The organism is Arthrobacter sp. MMS24-S77, assembly GCF_054888235.1.
Window position 1 is genome coordinate 179,608 of sequence record NZ_JBTZRN010000001.1, and the last position, 21,299, is coordinate 200,906.

At 65.2% G+C, this 21,299-nt stretch carries 16 protein-coding genes and 1 tRNA gene; 8 read left to right on the forward strand and 9 right to left on the reverse strand.

The window, feature by feature from the left end:
* Positions 1–67: 67 nt before the first annotated feature.
* The 7 genes from ACX5I4_RS00895 to ACX5I4_RS00925 form a co-directional block, all read right to left on the reverse strand.
* Positions 68–4,951 carry an NAD-glutamate dehydrogenase gene (locus tag ACX5I4_RS00895; protein ID WP_461834994.1) on the reverse strand — a complete coding sequence of 1,628 codons (4,884 nt, stop codon included), beginning with the start codon at positions 4,949–4,951 and terminating at the stop codon, positions 68–70.
* 177 nt (positions 4,952–5,128) lie between these two features.
* Positions 5,129–5,989, reverse strand: a complete 861-nt coding sequence (locus ACX5I4_RS00900; protein ID WP_461834995.1) for a phosphogluconate dehydrogenase C-terminal domain-containing protein — start codon at positions 5,987–5,989, stop codon at positions 5,129–5,131.
* 1 nt (position 5,990) lies between these two features.
* Positions 5,991–6,788, reverse strand: a complete 798-nt coding sequence (locus ACX5I4_RS00905) for a sugar phosphate isomerase/epimerase family protein (RefSeq protein ID WP_461834996.1) — start codon at positions 6,786–6,788, stop codon at positions 5,991–5,993.
* Positions 6,785–7,627: a triose-phosphate isomerase family protein gene (locus ACX5I4_RS00910; protein ID WP_461834997.1), complete on the reverse strand. Its 843-nt coding sequence runs from the start codon at positions 7,625–7,627 to the stop codon at positions 6,785–6,787. Before ACX5I4_RS00910 ends, ACX5I4_RS00905 begins: the two co-directional genes overlap by 4 nt.
* Positions 7,611–8,081: a ribose-5-phosphate isomerase gene (locus tag ACX5I4_RS00915; protein WP_269994180.1), complete on the reverse strand. Its 471-nt coding sequence runs from the start codon at positions 8,079–8,081 to the stop codon at positions 7,611–7,613. Before ACX5I4_RS00915 ends, ACX5I4_RS00910 begins: the two co-directional genes overlap by 17 nt.
* Positions 8,078–9,835 (reverse strand): dihydroxyacetone kinase family protein, encoded by a 1,758-nt coding sequence (locus ACX5I4_RS00920; RefSeq protein WP_461834998.1) that lies wholly within the window; start codon positions 9,833–9,835, stop codon positions 8,078–8,080. Before ACX5I4_RS00920 ends, ACX5I4_RS00915 begins: the two co-directional genes overlap by 4 nt.
* Before the next feature lie 75 nt (positions 9,836–9,910).
* On the reverse strand, positions 9,911–11,278 hold the full coding sequence (locus ACX5I4_RS00925) for an MFS transporter (protein ID WP_461834999.1): 1,368 nt from the start codon (positions 11,276–11,278) through the stop codon (positions 9,911–9,913).
* A gap of 247 nt (positions 11,279–11,525) precedes the next feature.
* Here ACX5I4_RS00925 and ACX5I4_RS00930 point away from each other — a divergent pair, with 247 nt between their 5' ends.
* Positions 11,526–12,269: a FadR/GntR family transcriptional regulator gene (locus tag ACX5I4_RS00930; protein WP_390283386.1), complete on the forward strand. Its 744-nt coding sequence runs from the start codon at positions 11,526–11,528 to the stop codon at positions 12,267–12,269.
* 38 nt (positions 12,270–12,307) lie between these two features.
* Here ACX5I4_RS00930 and ACX5I4_RS00935 read toward each other — a convergent pair.
* Positions 12,308–12,378, reverse strand: a tRNA-Cys gene (locus tag ACX5I4_RS00935).
* 212 nt (positions 12,379–12,590) lie between these two features.
* On the opposite strand from ACX5I4_RS00935, the gene ACX5I4_RS00940 reads away from it, so the two are divergent.
* Genes ACX5I4_RS00940 through ACX5I4_RS00950 form a run of 3 tightly spaced genes read left to right on the forward strand, consistent with a single transcriptional unit; the run spans position 12,591 to position 15,091 of the window.
* Complete coding sequence (locus tag ACX5I4_RS00940; protein WP_461835000.1) at positions 12,591–13,877, forward strand: hypothetical protein; 1,287 nt, start codon at positions 12,591–12,593, stop codon at positions 13,875–13,877.
* On the forward strand, positions 13,808–14,317 hold the full coding sequence (locus ACX5I4_RS00945) for a hypothetical protein (protein ID WP_461835001.1): 510 nt from the start codon (positions 13,808–13,810) through the stop codon (positions 14,315–14,317). The genes ACX5I4_RS00940 and ACX5I4_RS00945 overlap by 70 nt, the downstream gene beginning before the upstream one ends.
* An 18-nt stretch (positions 14,318–14,335) precedes the next feature.
* Entirely contained in the window at positions 14,336–15,091 is a 756-nt protein-coding gene (locus tag ACX5I4_RS00950) for an SDR family NAD(P)-dependent oxidoreductase (protein ID WP_461835002.1), read from the forward strand.
* Between the two features lie 116 nt (positions 15,092–15,207).
* Here ACX5I4_RS00950 and ACX5I4_RS00955 read toward each other — a convergent pair whose 3' ends face one another.
* Positions 15,208–15,843: a TetR/AcrR family transcriptional regulator gene (locus ACX5I4_RS00955; protein WP_461835003.1), complete on the reverse strand. Its 636-nt coding sequence runs from the start codon at positions 15,841–15,843 to the stop codon at positions 15,208–15,210.
* 185 nt (positions 15,844–16,028) lie between these two features.
* Here ACX5I4_RS00955 and ACX5I4_RS00960 point away from each other — a divergent pair, with 185 nt between their 5' ends.
* The 4 genes from ACX5I4_RS00960 to ACX5I4_RS00975 all read left to right on the forward strand — a co-directional run bounded on the left by ACX5I4_RS00960 (position 16,029) and on the right by ACX5I4_RS00975 (position 21,290).
* Complete coding sequence (locus ACX5I4_RS00960; RefSeq protein ID WP_461835004.1) at positions 16,029–17,552, forward strand: ABC transporter substrate-binding protein; 1,524 nt, start codon at positions 16,029–16,031, stop codon at positions 17,550–17,552.
* Positions 17,553–17,638: 86 nt separating this feature from the next.
* Positions 17,639–18,580: an ABC transporter permease gene (locus ACX5I4_RS00965; protein ID WP_461835005.1), complete on the forward strand. Its 942-nt coding sequence runs from the start codon at positions 17,639–17,641 to the stop codon at positions 18,578–18,580.
* The gene (locus tag ACX5I4_RS00970; RefSeq protein WP_461835006.1) at positions 18,577–20,433 is read left to right on the forward strand and encodes a dipeptide/oligopeptide/nickel ABC transporter permease/ATP-binding protein; all 1,857 of its coding nucleotides are present in this window, start codon (positions 18,577–18,579) and stop codon (positions 20,431–20,433) included. Before ACX5I4_RS00965 ends, ACX5I4_RS00970 begins: the two co-directional genes overlap by 4 nt.
* Entirely contained in the window at positions 20,430–21,290 is an 861-nt protein-coding gene (locus ACX5I4_RS00975; protein ID WP_461835007.1) for an ATP-binding cassette domain-containing protein, read from the forward strand. The genes ACX5I4_RS00970 and ACX5I4_RS00975 overlap by 4 nt, the downstream gene beginning before the upstream one ends.
* Positions 21,291–21,299: the final 9 nt, after the last annotated feature.

The window sequence follows — 21,299 nt, forward strand, 5'->3', positions numbered from 1 at the left end:
GGAGCGGCAATTCCTGCATAAAAAGATAGCAAACTGTCATCGGATGTCTGTCATTCTGGGAGCTGGGTCACCGGCGGACCATGGCCCGAAGGAGCTTCACGGCTACCGAGAGGGCCGCGATGTCCACCGGACCGGGCTTGATGGCCGCCTTGATGGTGTCCTGAACACGCGCGAGTTGTTCGATGTTTCCGCGTTCCCAATCCATGATCCGCTCAACGGGGTCGGCAGTTGCCTCCGAGGAACGGGGGGTGTGCCGGACCACCGCCTTGGTCATGTCGGCAAGCACCAGGTACATATCGTCCCGGAGGGCTGCACGCGCCAACGCTTCCCAGTGCGTGTCCCGCGGCAACAGGGTGATGTGTTCCAGCAAGGGGATGGCCGAGATCCGTTCGAACACGGCAAAGTAGACCTCAGCCACACCCGCGACCGGCTCTTGCAGCTCTTCGGCGATCGCGGAAATGTCCAGCAGGCCGTAGCTGACCAGGAGTTCGGAGGCACGGATGCCCAAGTCGTGTGGCAGGCCCACCGAATCCGTGTGGGCAAGGCGGTTCAACGAGTGGGCCAGGTTGATGCCATGCAGGAAGCTCGTGAAATTGGCCCGCACCAAGGACATGGGCCGTTCGAGCCGCGCAAAGGCGTCCGCAATGGGCTTGTCCCGGAAATCGTGGGTGACGTACCAGCGGGTGGACCGGTCAAGGAGGCGCCGCATGTCCAGGGCCACAGCGCATACGTGTTCCTTGGGAATGCTCGCCGGCACCCGGGCCAGGGCTTCAGTGACCGAATCCAAGTCCCAGATATGGCGCATCACCACGAATCCACGCGCCACCGCGGCCGCCGAAACGGTGGTTTCCTCCATGGCGCGGAACGCGAAGGCTATGCCGCCGAGGTTGATCATGTCGTTGGCAACCACGGTAGCCACGATTTGGCGGCGCAAGGGATGCGTGGAGAGGTCATCGCCGAACCGTTCCGAGAGCTGGCGGGGGAAATACTCCCGCAACGTCTGCGAGAACCACGGATCGTCCGCGAGTCCGCCCTCGGTCAGTTCCCGGGCCAGCTCGATCTTGGCATAGGCCGCCAACACAGCTAGTTCGGGCGCAGTCAGTCCCATCCCGGTCTTGACGCGGGCCCGGAGCTCCTCGGTAGTCGGCAGGCATTCAAGCTTGCGGTCCAAGTCCGTGGCCGAGTCGAGCCAGTCCATGGTCCGTTCGAAGCTGGGGCTCCATTGCAGGACCAACTGCTTGTCATTGAGGAGGAGGACATTTTGGTCAACGTTGGTTTTCAGGACGAGCCGCCCCACTTCGTCCTGAAGGGAGTGCAGGAAGGCCGTTCTTTCGTTCGGAGGCATCTTGGCCGCCGTGATCATTTGGTCCAGGAAGATCTTGATATTCACCTCGTGATCCGAGCAGTCCACGCCGGCGGAGTTGTCGATGGCATCGGTGTTCACGAGGATCCCGGCCAGCGCGGCCTCGATCCTGCCGCGCTGGGTAATGCCGAGGTTTCCACCCTCAGCGATGATCCGGGTGCGCAGTTGGGCGGCGTTGACGCGGATGGGATCGTTCAATTTGTCTCCGACGTCGGCATGCGTCTCCGTGGAGGCCTTGACGTAGGTGCCGATTCCGCCGTTGTACAGCAGGTCGACGGGGGCCATGAGGACCGCCCTGAGGAGCTCAGGCGGGGACATCGCCGTCGTACCCTCATCCAATCCCAAGGCGACGCGGACCGGTTCGGTGATGCTGATTGACTTCTCCAGCCGGGAGAACACCCCTCCACCGGGACTGAGCTTCGCGGGGTTGTAGTCGGCCCAAGACGATCGGGGGAGCCTGAAGAGCCGTTTCCGCTCGGCGAAGGAGATGGCGGGGTCAGGCGTGGGGTCCAGGAAAATGTGACGGTGATCGAAGGCCGCCACCAGCTTGATGTGGTCCGAGAGCAGCATGCCGTTGCCGAACACATCGCCGCTCATGTCGCCGATGCCCACCACGGTGAAATCCTCCGTACTGGAGTCGATGAGCAGCTCGCTGAAATGTTGCCGCACTGACTCCCAGGCGCCGCGCGCGGTGATGCCCATCTGCTTGTGGTCATAGCCCACCGAACCGCCGGACGCGAACGCATCCCCAAGCCAGAATCCGTATTCCGCGGCCAGGGCGTTGGCAATGTCGGAGAACGTGGCCGTGCCTTTGTCCGCAGCCACGACGAGGTAGTAGTCGTCGCCGTCGTGCCGTACGACGCGCTGGGGCGGGACCACACGGCCGTTCGAAACGCCGTCGGGTCCGGCAACCAGGTTGTCCGTGATGTCCAGCAGTCCACGAATGAAGATCCGGTAGCTTTCCTGGCCCTCGGCCAGCCAGGCCGCCCGGTTTTCGGAGGGATCGGGGAGCTGTTTGGGGTAGAAACCGCCCTTGGCTCCAGTCGGAACGATCACGGCGTTCTTAACCGTCTGGGCCTTCACGAGCCCCAGGACCTCCGTGCGGAAGTCTTCACGCCGGTCAGACCAGCGCAAGCCGCCGCGGGCAATGGCGCCGAAACGCAAGTGGACGCCTTCTACCCGCGGTGAGTAGACCCAAATTTCGTACAGCGGCCGGGGTGCCGGTGCGGCCGGGATGTTGGAGGGGTTGAGCTTGAAACTCATGTACGGCTTGCCCAGGTAGAAGTTGGTGCGCAGTGTGGCCTCCACCAGGCTCGCCAGCGAACGCAACAGGCGATCGGCGTCGAGGACCGGTACGGCGTCGATGGCTTCCGCCAGTTCTTTGCGGGCGGCGTCGGTGGCCCGCGTCCTGGATGTGTACTTGCTGCCGTCCACGTCGAACACGTCACTTCCGGCTGGCAACGGCTCAGCCGGCTTCGGCTGGAGCAGTTCAGGATCGAACAGGTCAGGTTCGAACCGGTCCGGGTCGAACTTCGCCTCGAAAAGCGAAAGCAAAGCGTGGGTTGCGCGGACATTCTCGCGGAGCGTGTCCGCGATGAACCCGTACGAGTTGGTGCTCCCCAACTGCCGAAGGTACTTCGCGTACGAGCGCAGGATGGCTGTCCGCCGCCAGTCGATTCCTTCCCGGATGACCAAGGCATCGAAGGCGTCCGACTCCGCATCTCCCCGCATCGCGGCACAGAACGAACCGGCCAGCAGATCGCCCGTTTCCACCGGATCTACTCCGCGCGGATACACGAGCCCGAGGTCGTAGAGGAAGAAGGCCCGTCCGTCAGCACGCTGAACATGGAACGGCCGCTGGTCCAGGACGCGCAAACCCAGATTGTGGAAGAAGGGCAGAATCTGGGTCAGGCTCTGCGGACGGGTCAAGTAGAGCCGAATGCGCGCATCCTCTGCAAGCACGGCGGTCCCTGGGCGCTTGTAGACCGTTAACAGCGGGTCCGCGGTGTCGTCGTGTTCGGAGGAACCGAAACTTTCGAACCGGACAATGTCCTGAATCGCGTCTTCCACTTCGTAGTCGGCCTTGTAGCTGGCTGGAAAGGCGGTGGCCCATTGCCGGGACAATCGGGCGGCTTCGTTCGCGGGGAACCTTGCATGCAGGGCCTCGTCCAGGCCTTCGGCCCAGGATCGTGTGGCGGCGATGATCCGCTGCTCCAGTACCGCAGGATCCACCACGACGGCGGACGCCCCCTCGTGTGGCAACAGGACCCTGAAGAACACGCGGGCCATGGCGGATTCGCCCAGGCGAAGCTCGAACTCGATTGACTCGGAGCCGAACGCCTCGCGAAGCTCGCGTTCGATGTTGAGCCGGACGGCTGTGCTGTAGCGCTGGCGCGGCAGGAAGACCAATGCCGTCATGAAGCGACGGTGCGAGTCCGGGCGAAGGAACAACCGTGTGCTGTGCCGTTCCTGGAGGCGCAGGATGTGGCGCGCGTGCTCGGCTAACTGCCGGGCATCGATGTGGAAGAGCTCGTCGCGGGGATAGGCTTCCATCACTGCCAGGAGCTCCTTGCCGCGATGTGATGTGGGCGAGTAGCCGAACGTGCGCATCACCTCATCCACGGTGTCCCGGATGACCGGGATCTGGAGTGCCGAGCGCGAAGCCGAGCTGGGTGCGAAAAGGCCAACGAAGGTGCGCTCGCCGCTTTCGTCATCCGCAGTCAGGCTGATTTCGTCGAGGTAGGCGGGCCGGAGGACCGTCGAGCGGAGGGTGGCCTTGGTGAGGCTCAGGACGGGAGCTGTGCCAGGCACCGCGGACGGTCCTTCCTCGGACGCAGCGGCCGCCGCATTCCTGAGCAGCCCCAGGCCCCGGCGGCCCCGGTAGCCGAGGAACACGAAATTCCCGTCGTCCAGCCAACGCAGCAACTCCTGGACCTCCCGCGCTGCGGGAACGGCCTGAGACAGTCCGTCCAAACGGAGGACCTCGTCGGCAAGTTCCTGGTGGATGGCGGCCGTATCTTCCGCGGCGGCCCGGACATCGCCAAGGACGTTCTGCAGCCGTTCGACGAGGTGTTCGGCACTCGTTTCGTCCGGAAGCCGGGAAATCTCGACGGCGATCCAAGCCTCGGTGAGGGGCCCGCCGTCGTCGTGGTCCATTGGGGTGACAGAGGCGGAAGGCTCGACGCCGGACGCCAGTCCCGACCGCAAGGGTCCGCGGTGGACGTCGGTCAGGCGATGAGTGGCTGCATCCCGGGTGACGCTGAAGGTGGGGTGGACCAGGAGCCGGATGGGGGCGTTGTCCCTGGCGATTTCCGCCGTGACCGAGGGGACCAGGTAGGGCATGTCGTCGGTGACAATCGCCACGAGGCTGGCATCGGGCTCGTTCAGGACGCCGATCACAGCTTGCGCGGGAGCCCGTCGTTCCGCCAACGAGCGGTGGTACCGCGCACGCTCCAGAAGCGTGTCCGCGGTGTAGTTGCGGACATCGTCATCGGCCACGTGTTCGTAGTAGTCGGCAAGGAATCGGTCCGGGGCGCCTGCAGAAGTGCCTGCCGGGGCGTGGTCCGCGGGCTCGATCCTGGGTGACATGTCGCTGTGCCTCCGCCGGGCAAGGAGCGGCCGTGCTGTAGCGGTCGGCGAAGTCCCTGCGCCTCATTTCATGATGGCTGGCGCGGGGCAGGGCGTAAAGGCTTGGGAGCCACCGCGAGACGGCACTTCGCGGCAGTATTGCCGTGATGTGCCATCTCGCGGGTGGTGATGACGTGCCTAGCGCTTGACGGCGTCGAGCTTGAGCATCTTGGCGATGACGCCGTCAAGCTCGGAGTCGTCGAAGATCTTCTTCCAGTCGTCCTTGATGATGGTGTCCTTGCCGTACTGGATGGCGATTTCGCACGCCTCGGAGAACGGGTTGGAGCCGCGCAGGGCGTTGGTCAAGGCGATCTGCACGTGGCCGAACAGCATGGCCTTGGCTGCTTCTTCCGGAACGCCGGCGGTGTGCACGGTTTCGTGGAGGGCTTCGTTGAGCAGGGTGCCGATCATGCAGGCCACGGTTTCCACGAGGGTGGGTTCGAGGATGGCGAGCTGCTTCACGGTGACCCAGTGGACGTCGATGACGGGGGCGTAGATGGTGCGGATGGTCGCCTCGGCTGCGTCGCGGGTCGCTGCCGGGGCGTCCTCGTCGATCGCGGCCACGACGTTCTGCGGGGCGCCCTGGCCGCCGAAGGTATCGGCCCATTCTTCCTTGGTGGTGCGCTCGAGGAACACGGACGGGTGGCACGGGTGGGCTACGGCCTGGACGACGTCGTCGCGCTGGGCCAGCAGTCCGGCGTATGCAGCGGCCGGGTCCAGGGTGAGGAGGATCGAGCCGGGCTTCATCTGCGGGACGACGCCTTCGGACACGATGCCCAGGACGGTGTCCGGCACGGCGAGGATCACGACGTCGGCGCCCTTGACGGCGTCGTCCGTTGCGGTGATCTCGCGGCCCTCGGCGCGGACGCGGTCCTGGCCGGCGGGGGAGTTCTCGCTGTAGGTGACGGTGTGGTTGCTCTTCTGGAGGTTGGCGGAAACGCGCATCCCCATCTTGCCACCGGCTCCGACAACGGCGACGGTCAATTGTTCTGCTGACATTTCACTTGCTCCTTAGGAATTCGAGGCTTTGTTGGGTCCACTGGTTTTCGAGACGGATGGTTTCCGTCTCGGTGTCCTGCCAGGGCAGCCAGTGCTCGACGATCTGGTTGATGTTTCTTTGCGAGGGCTGGATCTTGCCGGCCATGTAGTCGTAGTCCAAGAGGCCTTCGCCGAGCGGTGCGCCGGAGTACGTGAACCCGACCCACCCCTCTTTGCGGCTGAACGCAAAGTCTTTGATGTGCATGTTCAGGACGTAGGGCGCGACGGCGTCGATCACCTCGCGGGGCATCTCCAGCGCCGCGACGGTGTTGGCGGGGTCGCTGCAGATCCCGAGGTACGGGCTGTCAATCCGGCGGATCACGTCCAGGATCCGTGCGGTTGGCACCTGTTCGTAGGTTTCGACGGCGATCCGCACGCCTGCCGCTTGGAAGGCGGGCAGGATCTCGGTGAAGATCGCCGCGGCTTCGTCCGCGTCGGGAGTGTGGCCGGGGACGTTGAACATGGTCCGCAGCAGCTTGGCTTCCAGGGCCACAGCGATGTGCAGGAACCTGTGCAGGCGCTCCGGGCGGATGCCTTTCGTGCCGAGTTCCAGCGTGATGCCCAGGGAGTCCGCGGTGGCGCGGACCGCGGCGAGTTCCTGGTCGGACATGTGCTCCAGGGGAGCGTAGTCGCAGATCTGGAACAGCTCCACGCCCAGTTCCGCGGTGCGCGCCAGCGCGTCGTGGATGCTCAGCGGTGCTGAGACGGCGTCCGAGAGTTGCCAGAAGAACGCGTAGCTACTGAGGCCGATGCGGCTCATACTGTTACCCCTTTCGCGGCCCTTGCCGGTGCGGACGCAACGAGGCGTGCGGCAGCCTCGTCCAGGATGGTCTTGAGGGCTTCCGGGTCGTGCGCGAAGCGGCCCAGGAACAAGCCAGCGACGGACATGTCCAACTGGCTGATCAGTCCGGGGCCGGCGCTGCCGCCGTAAATGACCCTGCTCTCGGCCTGTCCCGGCAACGAGCGGAGGTGCTCGTCGAGGCCGCGGACCACGGCGCTGATGTATTCGGGCGTCGCGGGTTCCGGCGCGCCGATGGCCCATTGCGGTTCGTAGGCCACGATGGTCCGCCCTGCGGGACCGAGCGATTGCGCCCGCTTGAGGGCGGCGTCGATTTCGGCGGTGCAATGGGTGATGGCTTCCTCCGGGGATCCTGAGTTCAGTTCGCCGACGCAGAGAACCGGAGTGAGCTTGTTGCGGTAGGCGGCAGCGGTCTTGAGCCCGATGACCCGGTGGTCCTCGCTGAAGATCCTGCGGCGTTCGGCGTGGCCGACTTCGACGTAGCTCCCGCCGACCTCGGCCACCATCTTCCCGCTGACTTCGCCGGTGTACGCGCCTTCGTCTTCCCAGAAGATGTCCTGCGCGCCGGTGCCCACGCCGGACATGTCCAGGAGTCGGCCGGCTTCGGCCAGCACGGGGAAAGCCGGCAGGACGAACAACTCGACCACGCCGCTCCGGACCGCGGGATGCGCAGCCGCGATGGACGCCACTTCCCGGCAGTATTCGAGCGTGTGCTCGTAGCCGAAGTACATCTTCAGGCTGACGCCGATGATGGCCTTCCCATTCGTCCCGCCAACGGCGGGCTTAGCAGGAAGTGACACCCTCGTAGTCCTTAATGAGCGTGACCTTCTCGGCGGAGGCAGAGGATTCGTCGAAGGTATACGTAAGCCATTCCTTGGCGAGGCGGCGGGCCAGTTCCAGGCCGACGACGCGCTGTCCGAAGGTGAGGACCTGGGCGTTGTTGCTCAGGACGGCCCGTTCCACGGAGAAGGAATCGTGGGCGGTGACGGCGCGGATGCCGGGGACCTTGTTGGCAGCGATGGCCACTCCCAGGCCGGTGCCGCATACCAGTAGTGCACGGTCGGCCTTGCCCGCGGCGATGAGCTCGGCAGCTGCGATGGCCACAGAGGGGTACGGGGTGTGGCTGATGGCGTCCACTCCCACGTCGGTCACGGATTCGACCAGTTCGCTGGCCTCGAGGTCGGCCTTGAGGGCTTCCTTGTACTCGAATCCGGCGTCGTCCGATCCGATGACCAGGCGCAGTTTGGTGCTCATGCTGTCTCCTTAATGGTGTTTTCCTCGGGGGTGATCTCCTTGAGGAGGGACTCGTGGATTGCCTTGACGATCAGTGCCATCGAGACGGCTCCGGCGTCCGGGGTGCCCAGGCTCTTCTCGGCATGCGGGCGGGCGCGGCCCATGAGCGGCAGCAGGTTCGCGGTGTCCTCGGCGGCCTGTTGGGCAGCCGTGACTGCGGTGCCCCACGCGTCCGTCAGGGACTGGCCGTCCTGCACGCCGGCTTCGAGCGCGTCGCGGAACGGGACCAGGACATCCACCAGGGTTTTGTCGCCCACCTTGGCCTTGCCGAAGTTCATGATGGCCGCGGCGGCGTCCGCCACGCCGGTGGCGACGGCACCGCCGTCGGGCGCGTTGACGTTCCCCAAGGCGTCACCGACGGCCCGCAGGGCCATGCCCCACAGCGCACCGGAGGTTCCGCCGGCCTTATCAGCCCAGGCGTCCCCGGCGAAGTGCAAGGTGGTGGCCGCACCGGCACCGCGTACGACGGCGTCTGCCGCGGCTTCCACGGCAGCGCGGACTCCGCGTTCCATGCCGATGCCGTGGTCGCCGTCGCCGGCGATCGCATCGATCCTGCCGAGTTCCTCGGCGTTGGCGTCCACGACGTCTTTGGCGGCGCTCAGTGCGGCCAGGACGCGGACGGCGGCCGCGCGGGACTCGGCCGTGGCGTCCGGGATGGAAAGTTCGACGGCGGCCAGACCGCCGTCGTCGGACGCCAGCGCCTGGGCCGTGATCGCGCCGCGGCGGAAGGCAGGGGCGTCGGCCGGCGCGAGCCACAGATGTTCGAGTTCCTCGTCCAGCCAGAAGAGCGTCAGCGAGGTGCCTGCCATGTCGAAGCTGGTCACGAGCTCGCCCACCTGGGGATCCACGACGTCGAGCCCTGCTTCTGCGAGGAGCTGTGCCACGCGACGGTAGACCACGAACAGTTCCTCGTACTTCACGCTGCCCAGGCCGTTGAGGATGGGGACGACGCGGGCACCACTGATCTCGACGCCTTCGGGAACCTCGGCGAGGAGCTTGGCGACCATCAGCGCGGCGAGCTCATCCGCCGTCGGGATGTCTGTTTCGCCGATGCCGGGCTCGCCGTGGATTCCCATGCCGACCGCCATCCGGCCCTCGGGGACGGTGAAGAGCGGCTGCTCCGCGCCGGGCAGTGTGCACCCGGTGAACGCGACGCCGAAGGAGCGGGTGCGGTGGTTGGCGCGTTCGGCGATCTGCACGACGTCGTCCATGGTGTGGCCGGCTTCGGAGGCTGCGGCGGCGACCTTGAAGACGGTGAGGTCACCGGCGATACCGCGGCGCTTGTGCATCTCGCTTGCGGGGGCGGAGGAGATGTCGTCCGTCACGGCGATGCTGCGGCAGTCGATGCCCTCCTTCCGGAGCTTCTCCTGCGCCTGGGTGAAATGCAGGACATCGCCGGCGTAGTTGCCGTAGCCCAGGAGCACGCCGCCGCCGTTGTCCGACGCCTTGGCCACTTTGTAGACCTGCTGCGCGGACGGCGAGGCGAAGAGGTTGCCCATCGCCGCGCCGTGGGCCAGGCCCTGGCCGACGAGACCCCCGAAAGCCGGGTAGTGGCCCGAGCCGCCGCCGATCACCAGTGCTACCGTGCCGGGATTGCTCCGGGTGCTGCGGGCAACGCCGCCGGAGACGCGCCGTACCCAGCGGCCGTGCGATGCGACGAAACCTTCGATCATCTCGTCGGCGAAGGCTGCGGGTTCATTGAACAAGCGGGTCATGCGGAACTCCTGGACCTAATAGCGAGGATTGGGGTGGTGCCGAATGGCGGGGCGGTTGGGCGGGCCGGGCGGGGGTTAGGGCTCTGCGTGCTGGCTGGCGCCTGCGGGATCCAGCGCCTCGGCCGGGATGCCGTCGCTGGCCTTGCCCCGGCGGCTGAGGACAACCATGAGGATCGAGGACAGGAGCATGAACCCGCCCACCACGAACAGCGGCATCGTATAGCTGCCGGTCCAGTCCTTGAGCCAGCCCGTGATGTAACCGGCGCTGAAGCCTGCGAGGTTGCCGACGGTGTTGATCAGCGCGATTCCGGCTGCGGCCGCCGCCCCGGTGAGGAACTGCGTGGGCACCGTCCAGAAGTTCGGCAGAGCCGCGAAAATGGACATGGCGGTGATGGTGATGACGGCGATCGTAGCGGCCGGGGATCCTGCGAACAGCGCCAACGGGATGCTGACGGCGCCTGTCAGTGCGGGAAGCGCAATGTGCCACGTCTTGACGCCGCGCTTGGTGGCGTCCCTGGACCAGAAGTACAGGGCGACGGCGGCAGGCAAGTACGGGATAGCCGTGATGAGGCCTTGCTGGAAGACGTCGAACTTCGTGCCGAACTGGGACTCGAAACCCTTGATGATGGTCGGCAGGAAGAATCCGAGGGCGTAGAGGCCGTAAATGAAGCCGAAGTAGATCAGGGAGAGCATCCAAACGCGGCCGTTGCCGAACACTGTGCGGACGCTGACGTGCTTGTTGCTGGCAGCGGTTGCTGCCTTTTCCTTTGCAAGGGCACCGGTCAGCCAGGTCTTTTCCTCCGACGTCAGCCACTTGGCCTTGGCGGGGGAGTCGGCCAGGTAGAACCAGGAGATGACGCCGATGACGATCGCCGGAATGGCGACGCCGAAGAACATGAACCGCCAGCCTTCAAGGCCGAAGAACACGCCGTGCTGCTGGATCAACGCGCCGGCCAGCGGAGCGCCGATCACCGTGGTCAGAGGCTGTGCCAAGTAGAAGAGCGCCAGGATCTTGCTTCGGTGCTTTGCGGGGACCCAGAGGCTCAGGAAGAGGATTGCGCCAGGGAAGAATCCGGCCTCGGCCACACCAAGGATGAAACGGAGGACGTAGAGCTGGTCCATGTTGCCCACCCAGGTGAACACGAGGGACACAATCCCCCAGCTGACCATGATTCGGGCCAGCCAGCGGCGTGCGCCGAACTTGTGCAAGGCCAGGTTGCTAGGCACCTCGAGCAGGATGTAGCCGATGAAGAAGACTCCGGACGCGAAGCCGAACTGCGCTGCGGAGAGCGCAAGGTCCTTGTTCATGCCGTTGGGGCCGGCGAACGAGATGGCCGTCCGGTCTAGGTAATTGATGAAGAACATCAAGGCGACGAACGGCACCAGCCGGATCGCGACCTTTTTGATGGCCGATCTTTCGACCACCGATTGTGTGGTGTCCACATTGACTCCTAGAGGTTGCCGGAGCGCGTTGTCCTTCTGCGGACCAGGCGGCTCGGGTTTTCTTAGTGCCGATCCGTGGACTTCGATGCCTCAGGACCGAGCTAAGCGTGTGATAAAAACCATAAGCCCATGAGTGCAAATTGGTCAACCGGTTGACTAATCTTAATTTGCGGGCGCCAGGCTCGCGCTCGATCGCGGGGTGCTTGGGTGCGGGAGAAATTGGTCATCCGGTTGCTACGCTGTGAAGATGTCAGCGAATTCCGCCGCCGCAGCGGCCCATATGACGGCAGCCCTTGCCCCCATGGAGCACGGCTCCGTCGTGTCCGAGGTTGCAGAGAGGCTTCTCGCGTACTTCACCAGCGGCGACATCGCGGCGGGGACCCGTCTCCCGGCCGAGCGGCAATTGGCGGCTTCGCTCGGCGTCGGGCGTTCAGCGGTTCGCGAGGCGTTGGCCGCGCTGGAAATCCTCGGGATCGTCATCGTCCGGCCGGGGTCCGGAACCTACCTGCGCGACGGCGTCTCCGAACTGCTGCCCCGCACCCTCAGTTGGGGACTCATGTTGGGCGAGCCACGCACACGCGAACTCGTCGAGCTCCGCAGTGGGCTGGAGGTCCAGGCGGTTCAGTTGGCTGCAGCCCGCATTACTGACGAGGCATTGGGGCGCATGCGAACCAACCTTGACGCGATGGAGGCCGGCTTGGACAACCTCGCTGTTTTCGTCGAGGCCGACGCCGCATTCCATAAGGAGATCGCGACCGCTTCCGGGAATCAGGTCCTGCAGGAACTCCTGCAGAGCATCAGGTCGCTCTTGCGAATCTGGGTGGACCGGGCACTGACCGATGAAGGCCATGCCGCCGCCGCGCTCGCCGAGCATCGCGCGATCTTCAAGGCGCTCGAGTCCCGGGACGCCGCCTTGGTGACAGAGGCCATGGTCTCGCACATGGGCACGGCGTCTCGCCGCCTGCTGGCGGGCTACGACGCCGCCCAATAGCTCGGCCCCTGGGGGTTTCGCCCAGGACAACACATGAGACGTGGTGGCGGGATTCGAACCCGCGTGCGCTGCTTTGCAGGCAGCTCCCTGGCCTCTCGGGTACACCACGTGCATCGAGGTTAGGCAGGCTGCGGCGCACGAACCAACAATGGTTTCGAAGCCTTTCGCCGGGTTTCTCGGCATTGCTTCAGGTGACCTTCCGCGACGCGGATTGCATCGCATGAGTTCCCAAATATTGGTCAACCGGTTGACTCGTCGCATGGTGCGCATCACAATTGAATCCGATTGCGCTTACTTCCCTCCTCGCTGCAAAGGCCTGCTGTGATCAATGACGAAAACCACTCCAGGCTGTTCGCCCCATCGGAAACGGTGGAAGCAGCAGCTTGGCGGGCCGAGCTACGCAACGATGAACTCTCGGACATCACGTTTAACGGCATACCAGTACTCCGGGCCATTCGCGCAGTGGTCCGCGACCACGACTGGCGCACCCTCGTGCCCACTGTCAGCCGGGTGGCGCAACACGCCGACGGCGCCACCACGCTCCTGCTCGACATCGACTTCGCCGGTTTCGGCTCCAGCTACACCGGCGAGCTCGCCATTCACCTCATGAAGGACAGCGTCAAGGTGACGTTCGACGGCGTCGCTCCCGCTGCCTTCCGCAGCAACCGGATCGGACTCGTGGTGCTGCACCGCCCCGACGACGCCGGCCGCGCGGTGACCATCGGCAGTCCCGGCGGCGCCAGCTCGCCGTCGTTCTTCCCCAAGGACATCAGTCCGCACCAACCCTTCCTGGACGTTTCTTCCATGGAATGGGAGCGCGACGGAACGCGGTTCAGGCTCGACTTCCACGGCGACGTCTTCGAAACCGAAGACCAGCGGAACTGGACGGACGCCTCGTTCAAGACGTACAGCACGCCGCTTTCCAAGCCGTTTCCGGTGGATGTTTCCGCGGGCGACCGCGTCCACCAGTCGGTGCTCCTGACGGCGACGCCCGGGCCTGTGGCGCCGGTTCCGCGGCCGGGTCAAGAAGGCGTGCTCACAGTGCTCGACGGCGGCACGGCCCGGGTGCCGGCGCTTTCGGTTTCGGCTTCCGCGGCCGCGTCCGAGGTCCATCCCGAGCCCATCCCCGGCTTGGACGCGCTGCTTCTGGAGCTCGCGCCCGGGCCGGACGCTGAGGGCTCGGTCCGGCATGCCGCTGATGAGGCCATGGATCTGGACGTTCCGCTGGATGTACGCCTGTCAGTCGATTCGCCGGATCGCATCGGAGAACTCCTCGACCTCCTGCCGCTCGACAACGTGGTGCGGCTCGCGGCGTTCAGCGCTTCCAGCCACATCACGGAGCCGGAGCTCTGGGCTGAACTCAAGGACCAGGCTCGGCAGCGCGGATTTGGCGGCGCACTGCTTGCCGGCGCGCGGTCGCACTTCACCGAGCTGAACCGCAACGCGGACCGCCTCCCCCGGACGCCGACGCCGTGTCCTTCAGCATCACCCCGCAGATGCACGCCACCGAGGTGCCGCACGTCCTCGAAACGCTGCCAATGCAGCGGCTCGTCGCGCTCAACGCACTCCGGATCGGCTCGGGACGGCCGCTGCACCTCGGGCCGGTGACCCTGAAGGCGCGGTTCAACGCCGTCGCCACCGAAGGCGACGAGGCGGCAGCCGAAGCCATGGCCACCGACCCGCTGCAGCCTGAGGGTTTCACCGCCGCCTGGCTATTGGGCAGCATCGCGGCGCTCAGCGTTCCCGGCGTCGAATCCGTCAGCTATTTCGAGGCAACAGGACCGCGCGGTATCCGTGAAACCGGCGGCCTCACGCCCGCGGGCGAGCTGCTGGCCGCCCTCGCCGCTGTGCGAGGCCTAGATGTCCTTGACGTTGCTGGCGAGGTGCCCGGCGTCGTGCTGTATCCCGTGCGCGACGGCGGCCGGACGGTTTTGTTTGCCGCCAACCTCACTGCCAAATCGCTGAGCGTCGTCATGCGGCTGCCGGGCGGCGACAGTACCAATCTTGAACTTGAGCCGTGGACTGCTGTTGTCCGCCGCGTCGACTGAACCGAAAGAGGAATAACTATGAGTAATCGGCTAGATGGCAAGACCGCGCTGGTCACAGGTGCCGGCTCGGGCATCGGGCTGGCCGTGGCCCAGCGCTTCGTCGCCGAAGGCGCCCGGGTGTACTTTGCCGACATCAACCTGGAAGCTGCGGAGAAGGCCGCGGCGGCCACGGGATCGGCCCTGGCACGGGCTGTACACATGGATATTTCGGACGAAGCAAGCGTGGCTGGGGCCTACGCCGCCGTGGCGGAAGGTGGAGTGCTCGACGTGGTGGTGGCCAATGCCGGGGTGCAGCTGTTCGGGCAGGATGCCCGGGTGGGCGAGCTGGATCTGGAGGTTTGGGAGAAGACCGTGTCCATCAATCAGCGCGGGGCCTTCCTCACACTCAAGCACGCAGTCCGTGCCATGGAAGGCCGCGGGGGCTCGATCATCTGCACCGGAAGCCCAACGGCGGTGGTGGCTTGCGGGCAGACCTTCACCGCGTACACAAGCTCCAAGGCCGGGGTGCATGGCCTTGCGCGGGTGGTCGCCGCCGACTATGCGGCCGAAGGAATAAGAGTGAATACGGTTGTTCCCGGTTACACCGAGACCCCGCTGGTGCAGACGATCGCGGACGATCCGGTGAGTCGTGCCGGGCTGGTGGAATCCACGATGCTCGGCCGGCCCGGAACCGCGGCCGACGTCGAGGGCATCATGGTGTTCCTCGCCAGCGACGATTCCGCGTACGCCACCGGCGGGCTGTTTACCGTGGACGGCGGCCTGACTGCGCTGTGACCCAAGGCGCCCGCCTTAGCCGGAGCCCCGCCGTCGCCCCGCCTTACCCAACTAACTCGCAGTAAGTGTCGTTTTGAGGGCTCATAACGACAACAAATGCGAGCCAGTTGGGTGGGTTAGAAGCTCTCGGTCGTGACGGCGTTCAAGTAGGCCGCGACTTCGGATGGCATGTCCACGGAATCGTTGTCGAGAAGCCACTGGACTTGCAAACCGTCCATGAGTGCGATCAGCTGGCGTGACGCTGCGGCAGGCGCGACGCCGGGCCGTAACGTGCCGTTGTCCGCCATGTGCGAGAAAGCCTCGCTTAGCAAGTGGCGTACCCGCTCGTACCGGTCAAGGAAGTACTGGTGGGCCGGGTGCTCGGGGTCGGTGGCTTCCGCGGACAGTACGCAGTACAGGGCCACGAGGCCTGGGATGGTGGTGTTGTGCCGGGAGAGATCCACCATGGCATGCAGCAAGTCCGAACCCTTGGCATCCAAGGCTCCGGTGTAGATTGCGGACTCGTCGTCGCGGAAGGTCAGGAGTGCCTCCAGCAAGGCTTCCTTGCTGGGGAAGTGGTGCAGGAGCCCGGCTTGGGTCAGGCCCACTTTGTCCGCCACGTCCTTCAGCGAGCCTGAGCGGTAGCCCGAGGATGAAAAGACGTCGAAAGCGGCCTTCAGGATTTCCTGCCTCCGCGCCTCCGTCTTGGCATAAGTGCCGCGGCGCCCTCGACGCACCGTTTCAGGCGGGGTCCCGCCCAAAGTCTCTTTCATGGATCAACCCTAACAACGTCGATTTTTAATAAGTCCATCAATTGGTCAACCGCTGTGCGCATCGTCACATTTCATAACGATTCAAAAAGTTCATCAAAAACCTAGTGGTCACTAGGTTTTTGATGTTACGGTCTTTCCCAATGGCCGTCCATGGTGGACGCCACTGATCGTGAAAGGGACCAAAGATGTTCCGATCCAAGCGAATGGCCGCAGTCATTGCGGCTGTTGCCCTGGGGCTCACTGCTTGTGGTGGTGGCGGAGCCGCTGCCCCCCAGGACCAGTCCTCCCAAACCCTGACCCTGGGCGCGCTGTTGGCGCCCAAGACCTTCGCTGCAAACCAGTCCGAGTTCGCCAACCTCTCGCCGTTCTACCAGGCCGTGTACGACACCTTGATCCGGATGAAGCCGGATGGCTCGCTTGTGCCGATGCTGGCCAAGGACTGGAAGTACAACGCGGACAAGACCGTTCTGACACTCACCCTGCGTGACGACGTCAAGTTCACCGACGGCACCCCCTTCAACGCCGACGCCGCGAAGCAAAACCTTGAACGCTTCAAGGCAGGAACGTCTCCGGATGCACAGTTCATGGCCGCACTGAAGACTGCCAAAGCCGTGGACGCAACAACCTTGGAACTGACCCTGTCCGCCCCGGACCCGGCGTTCCTGAACTACCTGTCCAAGGACGCGTCCTTCATGCAGAGCCCGGCGTCCTTCGGCAACGCGGACATCGCCACAAAGCCCGTCGGCTCCGGCCCCTATGTGCTGGACACCGCAGCCACAGTGACCGGCACGTCCTACAGCTATCACCGCAACCCGAATTACTGGGACAAGAGCCTGGTGCACTACGACAACCTGGTCCTCAACGTCTACGGCGACCAGACCTCCCTGCTGAACGCCATCAAGTCCGGACAGCTCAACGCCGCCAACACCGCCGACAACAACACGCTTACGGAGATCCAGGCTGCCGGTTACAAGGTCAACCCACTCCAGCTGAACTGGGCGGGGCTCATCCTGTTTGACCGCGCCGGCACCGCCAACCCCGCGCTCAAGGACGTCCGCGTCCGCCAGGCACTCAACTACGCCTTCGACACCAAGGCGATGCTGCAGTCAATCGGCCAGGGCTATGGCGAGCTGACCACCCAGGTGTTCCCGCCGTCGTCGGCTGCTTATGACAAGTCCCTGGACTCCCGCTACGCTTACAACCCCGCGAAGGCCAAGGAACTGCTTGCCCAGGCCGGATACGCCAGCGGGCTGACCCTGAAGCTGCCGTCCTCGGCGCTCATGGGCAACACCCTCCCTGCGCTGATTACCCAGCAGCTCAAGGACGTCGGCATCACGGCGGAGTTCACGGACACCGGCAACAACTTCATCGCGGACCTCCTCGCACCGAAGTATGGCGTGAGCTACATGATCCTGGAGCAGCAGTCCGACTGGCAGCTGATCAACATGAAAATCTCTCCGACCGCCCCCTGGAACCCGTACAAGTACGAGGACCCGAAGGTGGACGAGCTGATCAACAAGATCCATGTCGGTTCTACAGATGAGCAGACGGCCGCCGCGAAGGAACTGAACAAGTACATCGTGGAGCAGGCATGGTTCGCTCCGTGGTACCGCCCGCAGTCCAGCTTCGTCACCGACGCCAAGACCAAGGTTGAGGTCCAGACGGGTAACGCCTACCCGTTCATCTGGTCCTTCTCTCCCGCCTCCTAGCGGACAGCCGCCGGGACCGGACCACCCACTGACCAAGCGGTGGCCCGGTCCGGGCGGCCCCAGGAACCTTCCCTTAAGGAACTTTGATGTACCGTTTCGTGCTGCGCCGCCTGCTTTCGGGCGTCCTCCTGCTGTTCGTCATTACAACGGTCGCCTACTTGCTGCTGTACGCGGGCGGCGGCGATATCGCCCGCCGCATCGTGGGCCCCACAGCCAGCCAGGCCCAGGCGACACTGAAGGCCTCCCAGCTGGGCCTGGACCGCCCGCTCGTGGTCCAGTACTGGGATTGGCTCACCCACGCGCTCACTGGCGACCTTGGACGCTCGTGGTTCAACGGCCAGCTGGTCGCCACCGGCGTCTCCAGCCGCGTGTCCGTGACCCTCTCCCTGGTGTTGGGCGCCACCATCATCGCCGCGGTGATCTCCGTGGTCATCGCCGTTTTGGCCGCAGTGCGCCGGGGCTGGGTGGACCGTGTGGTCCAGTTCGTGGGCGTTCTGGGCTTCGCGATTCCCGGCTTCCTCATCGCCTTGGGACTCGTGTCCCTGTTCGCTTTGAACCTCAAGTGGTTCAAGGCCACCGGTTACGTACCGATCACGACGTCGTTCGGCGGTTGGGCGGCCACGGTCACCTTGCCGATCATCGCCCTTTCGATCGGCTGCATCGCCTCTGTGGTCCAGCAGGTCCGGGGCTCCCTGATCGATGCCCTCCGCCAGGATTACGTCCGCACGCTCCGGGCCCGCGGGCTCTCCTTCAACCGGGTGGTGTACAGGCACGTGCTGCGCAACGCCGGCGGTCCCGCCTTGGCAGTCCTCGCGGTCCAGTTCATCGGCCTGCTCGGCGGTGCCGTGATCGTTGAACAGATCTTCGCCCTGCCCGGCCTCGGGCAGATCGCCGTTGCCGCCACCAGCCAGGGGGACATCCCGGTGGTGATGGGCGTCGTCGTCGCCACCGCCGCCATTGTGGTGATCGTCAACCTCATCATCGACCTCGCCCAAGGCTGGCTCAACCCGAAAGTTCGGCTGTCATGATCGACACTTCCATCGCGCTGCCCACCCAGGCAGCCAAAGTCTCCTTGTTCCGCAAGCTCCTCACGAACCCCACCGGCGCCGCATCCATGCTGGTCCTCGCGATCGTGGCGTTGGCCGCGGTGCTGGCACCTGTGCTCGCAACGTACGACCCTGGCTTGGCCAACCTGCAGGCGGTCCTGGCAAAGTCCGGCCCTGACCACGTGCTGGGTGCGGACAGTGCCGGGCGCGACGTCTTCAGCCGGCTGCTCTTCGCGGGGCAGTTCAGCCTGGCCGGGGCGCTGTTGGCGCTCGTGGTTGCCGTCGCGATCGGCGTCACGGGCGGCCTGGTCGCCGGATACTACGGCGGCTGGTTCGATTCGGCGTCCTCCTGGCTCACAGGCCTGCTCATGGCAATGCCCGGCATTGTCATCCTGCTGGCCGCACGGGCCGTCCTGGGACCATCGATGTGGTTGTCCATGATGATCTTCGGCGTCCTGCTTTCCCCGGCCTACTTCCGGCTGGTCTACGCCTGTGTGACGGCGGTGCGCAACGAACTGTACGTCGACGCTGCACGGGTTTCCGGGCTCAGTGACTTCCGGATCATCGGCCGCCACATCCTCACCGTGGTGCGCGCGCCCGTCATCATCCAGTCCGCCATGGTCCTTGGCATCGCCATCGCCATCCAGGCCGGCCTGGAATTCCTTGGCCTGGGCGATCTGAACATCCCCACGTGGGGGAGCATGCTCAACGACGGCTTTATCAACCTCTACAAGGCACCCACCCTTGTACTGTGGCCAAGCCTCGTCCTCGGCGTCGTCTGCATCGCACTGACCCTGCTGGCCAACGCGATGCGCGACGAACTCGAGCGCAGCCGCGGGCCGGTCAAGCGTCGCCGCAAGGGGGCCGCCGTCGTCGATTCCGCAGAAGCCGCCGCCAAGCGCGGCGAGCCTGCCGTGGTGCATCCCGAAACGCCGTCCGGAAATCCCGGTGAGGTCCTCCTTGAGGTGACCGACCTGGGCGTCGGCTACGACCAGCCCGACGGTTCCACCACCCATGTGGTGAACCATGTGGGCCTCACGGTCCGCCGCGGTGAAGTTCATGGTCTGGTGGGCGAGTCCGGCTCGGGCAAGACCCAGACCGCTTTCTCTATCCTCCGGCTCCTGCCGCAGGGCGGACGAGTCACCGGCGGCTCCATCATCTTCGACGGCACGGACCTGGCCCGCCTCTCCGAGAAGGAGATGACGAAGGTCCGCGGCCAGCGCATCGCCTATATCCCGCAGGAACCCATGAGCAACCTGGACGCCGCGTTCACCATCGGCAGCCAGCTCATGGAACCCATGCGGGTATGCCTCGGCATCTCCAAGGCGGAAGCCCGGAAGCGCGCACTGGCATTGCTTGCCAAAGTGGGGATTCCCCACCCCGAACGGACCTTCAATGCCTACCCGCATGAAATCTCCGGAGGCATGGCCCAACGGGTGCTGATCGCCGGCGCGGTTTCCTGCGAGCCGGACCTGCTTATCGCGGACGAGCCCACTACCGCATTGGACGTCACCGTGCAGGCCGAAGTGCTCGACCTGCTGCGCGAACTCCAGGACGAGCTGAAAATGGGCGTCATCCTGGTAACCCACAACTTCGGTGTCGTCGCCGATCTGTGCGACCGCGTGTCCGTGATGCAGACGGGCCGCGTCGTGGAAACCGGGCCCGTCCGGACCATCTTCAAGGACGCCCGCCACCCGTATACCAAGCAGCTGCTGGAAGCGATCCTCGAGGACGCGGCGCCGCGCGGGCCCTTGAGTGCCGGTGGCCCCCTCACGAGCAGTGCACCGCTGAGCACCGGCGGATCCCTCACCAGCCTGACAGGAGTGAAGCCGTGACCGAAACACTGCTCGACGTCCGGGACGTCGTCGTCGAATATCCCCTCAAGGGCTTCCGGAAGGAGCCGTTCAAGGCCCTCAAGGGCGTCTCCCTCGACATCCGGCCTGGCGAGACCGTCGGCCTGGTGGGCGAGTCGGGCTCCGGCAAGACCACGCTGGGCCGCGCCGTGCTGGGGCTCGCTCCGGTCACCGGGGGAAGCATCAAGTACCGCGGCCAGGAAATCTCCCAAGCCACGCGCGCCCAGCGCAAGGAGCTCAGCCACGAGATCCAGGTGGTGTTCCAAGACCCGTACACCTCACTCAACCCGTCCATGACCATCGAGCAGATCCTCACCGAGCCGCTCACGGTCCGGAAAGTGGAACGCCAGGCCGCCAACAAGCGGGTTGCCGAGCTCCTGGACCAGGTCCGGTTGCCGCACGGCGCCGCCCACCGGCTGCCGCGCGAGTTCTCCGGCGGGCAGCGCCAACGCATCGCCATCGCCCGGGCCTTGGCCCTGGACCCGAAGCTGATCGTGTGCGACGAACCCGTCTCGGCCCTGGACCTCTCCACACAAGCCACGGTGCTGGACCTTTTCATCGAGATCCAGGAACGCACCGGCGTCGCCTACCTCTTTGTCTCCCACGACCTCGCGGTGGTCCGCCACCTCAGCCACCGCGTGGCCGTGATGTATCACGGCGAAATCGTGGAATGGGGCGACGGCGAGCAAGTCACTGGAGAACCGGAGCATCCCTACACCCAGCGACTCTTCATGGCCGCCCCGGTCCCGGATCCGGACCGGCAAGCCCAACGCCGCGCAGACCGCCTCCGCTTGCTGGACATCCAGCACCAGCAGAACGTCCAAGCCGGCGTGGCCTGACCCGCCGCA

Excerpts from the sequence above, each read along its gene's own strand:
- ACX5I4_RS00895 (WP_461834994.1), bottom strand. The coding sequence starts at position 4,951 with ATGTCACCCAGGATCGAGCCCGCGGACCACGCCCCGGCAGGCACTTCT.
- ACX5I4_RS00900 (WP_461834995.1), bottom strand. The coding sequence starts at position 5,989 with ATGTCAGCAGAACAATTGACCGTCGCCGTTGTCGGAGCCGGTGGCAAG.
- ACX5I4_RS00905 (WP_461834996.1), bottom strand. The coding sequence starts at position 6,788 with ATGAGCCGCATCGGCCTCAGTAGCTACGCGTTCTTCTGGCAACTCTCG.
- ACX5I4_RS00915 (WP_269994180.1), bottom strand. The coding sequence starts at position 8,081 with ATGAGCACCAAACTGCGCCTGGTCATCGGATCGGACGACGCCGGATTC.
- ACX5I4_RS00920 (WP_461834998.1), bottom strand. The coding sequence starts at position 9,835 with ATGACCCGCTTGTTCAATGAACCCGCAGCCTTCGCCGACGAGATGATC.
- ACX5I4_RS00930 (WP_390283386.1), top strand. The coding sequence starts at position 11,526 with ATGTCAGCGAATTCCGCCGCCGCAGCGGCCCATATGACGGCAGCCCTT.
- ACX5I4_RS00945 (WP_461835001.1), top strand. The coding sequence starts at position 13,808 with ATGCAGCGGCTCGTCGCGCTCAACGCACTCCGGATCGGCTCGGGACGG.
- ACX5I4_RS00950 (WP_461835002.1), top strand. The coding sequence starts at position 14,336 with ATGAGTAATCGGCTAGATGGCAAGACCGCGCTGGTCACAGGTGCCGGC.
- ACX5I4_RS00955 (WP_461835003.1), bottom strand. The coding sequence starts at position 15,843 with ATGAAAGAGACTTTGGGCGGGACCCCGCCTGAAACGGTGCGTCGAGGG.
- ACX5I4_RS00960 (WP_461835004.1), top strand. The coding sequence starts at position 16,029 with ATGTTCCGATCCAAGCGAATGGCCGCAGTCATTGCGGCTGTTGCCCTG.
- ACX5I4_RS00965 (WP_461835005.1), top strand. The coding sequence starts at position 17,639 with ATGTACCGTTTCGTGCTGCGCCGCCTGCTTTCGGGCGTCCTCCTGCTG.
- ACX5I4_RS00970 (WP_461835006.1), top strand. The coding sequence starts at position 18,577 with ATGATCGACACTTCCATCGCGCTGCCCACCCAGGCAGCCAAAGTCTCC.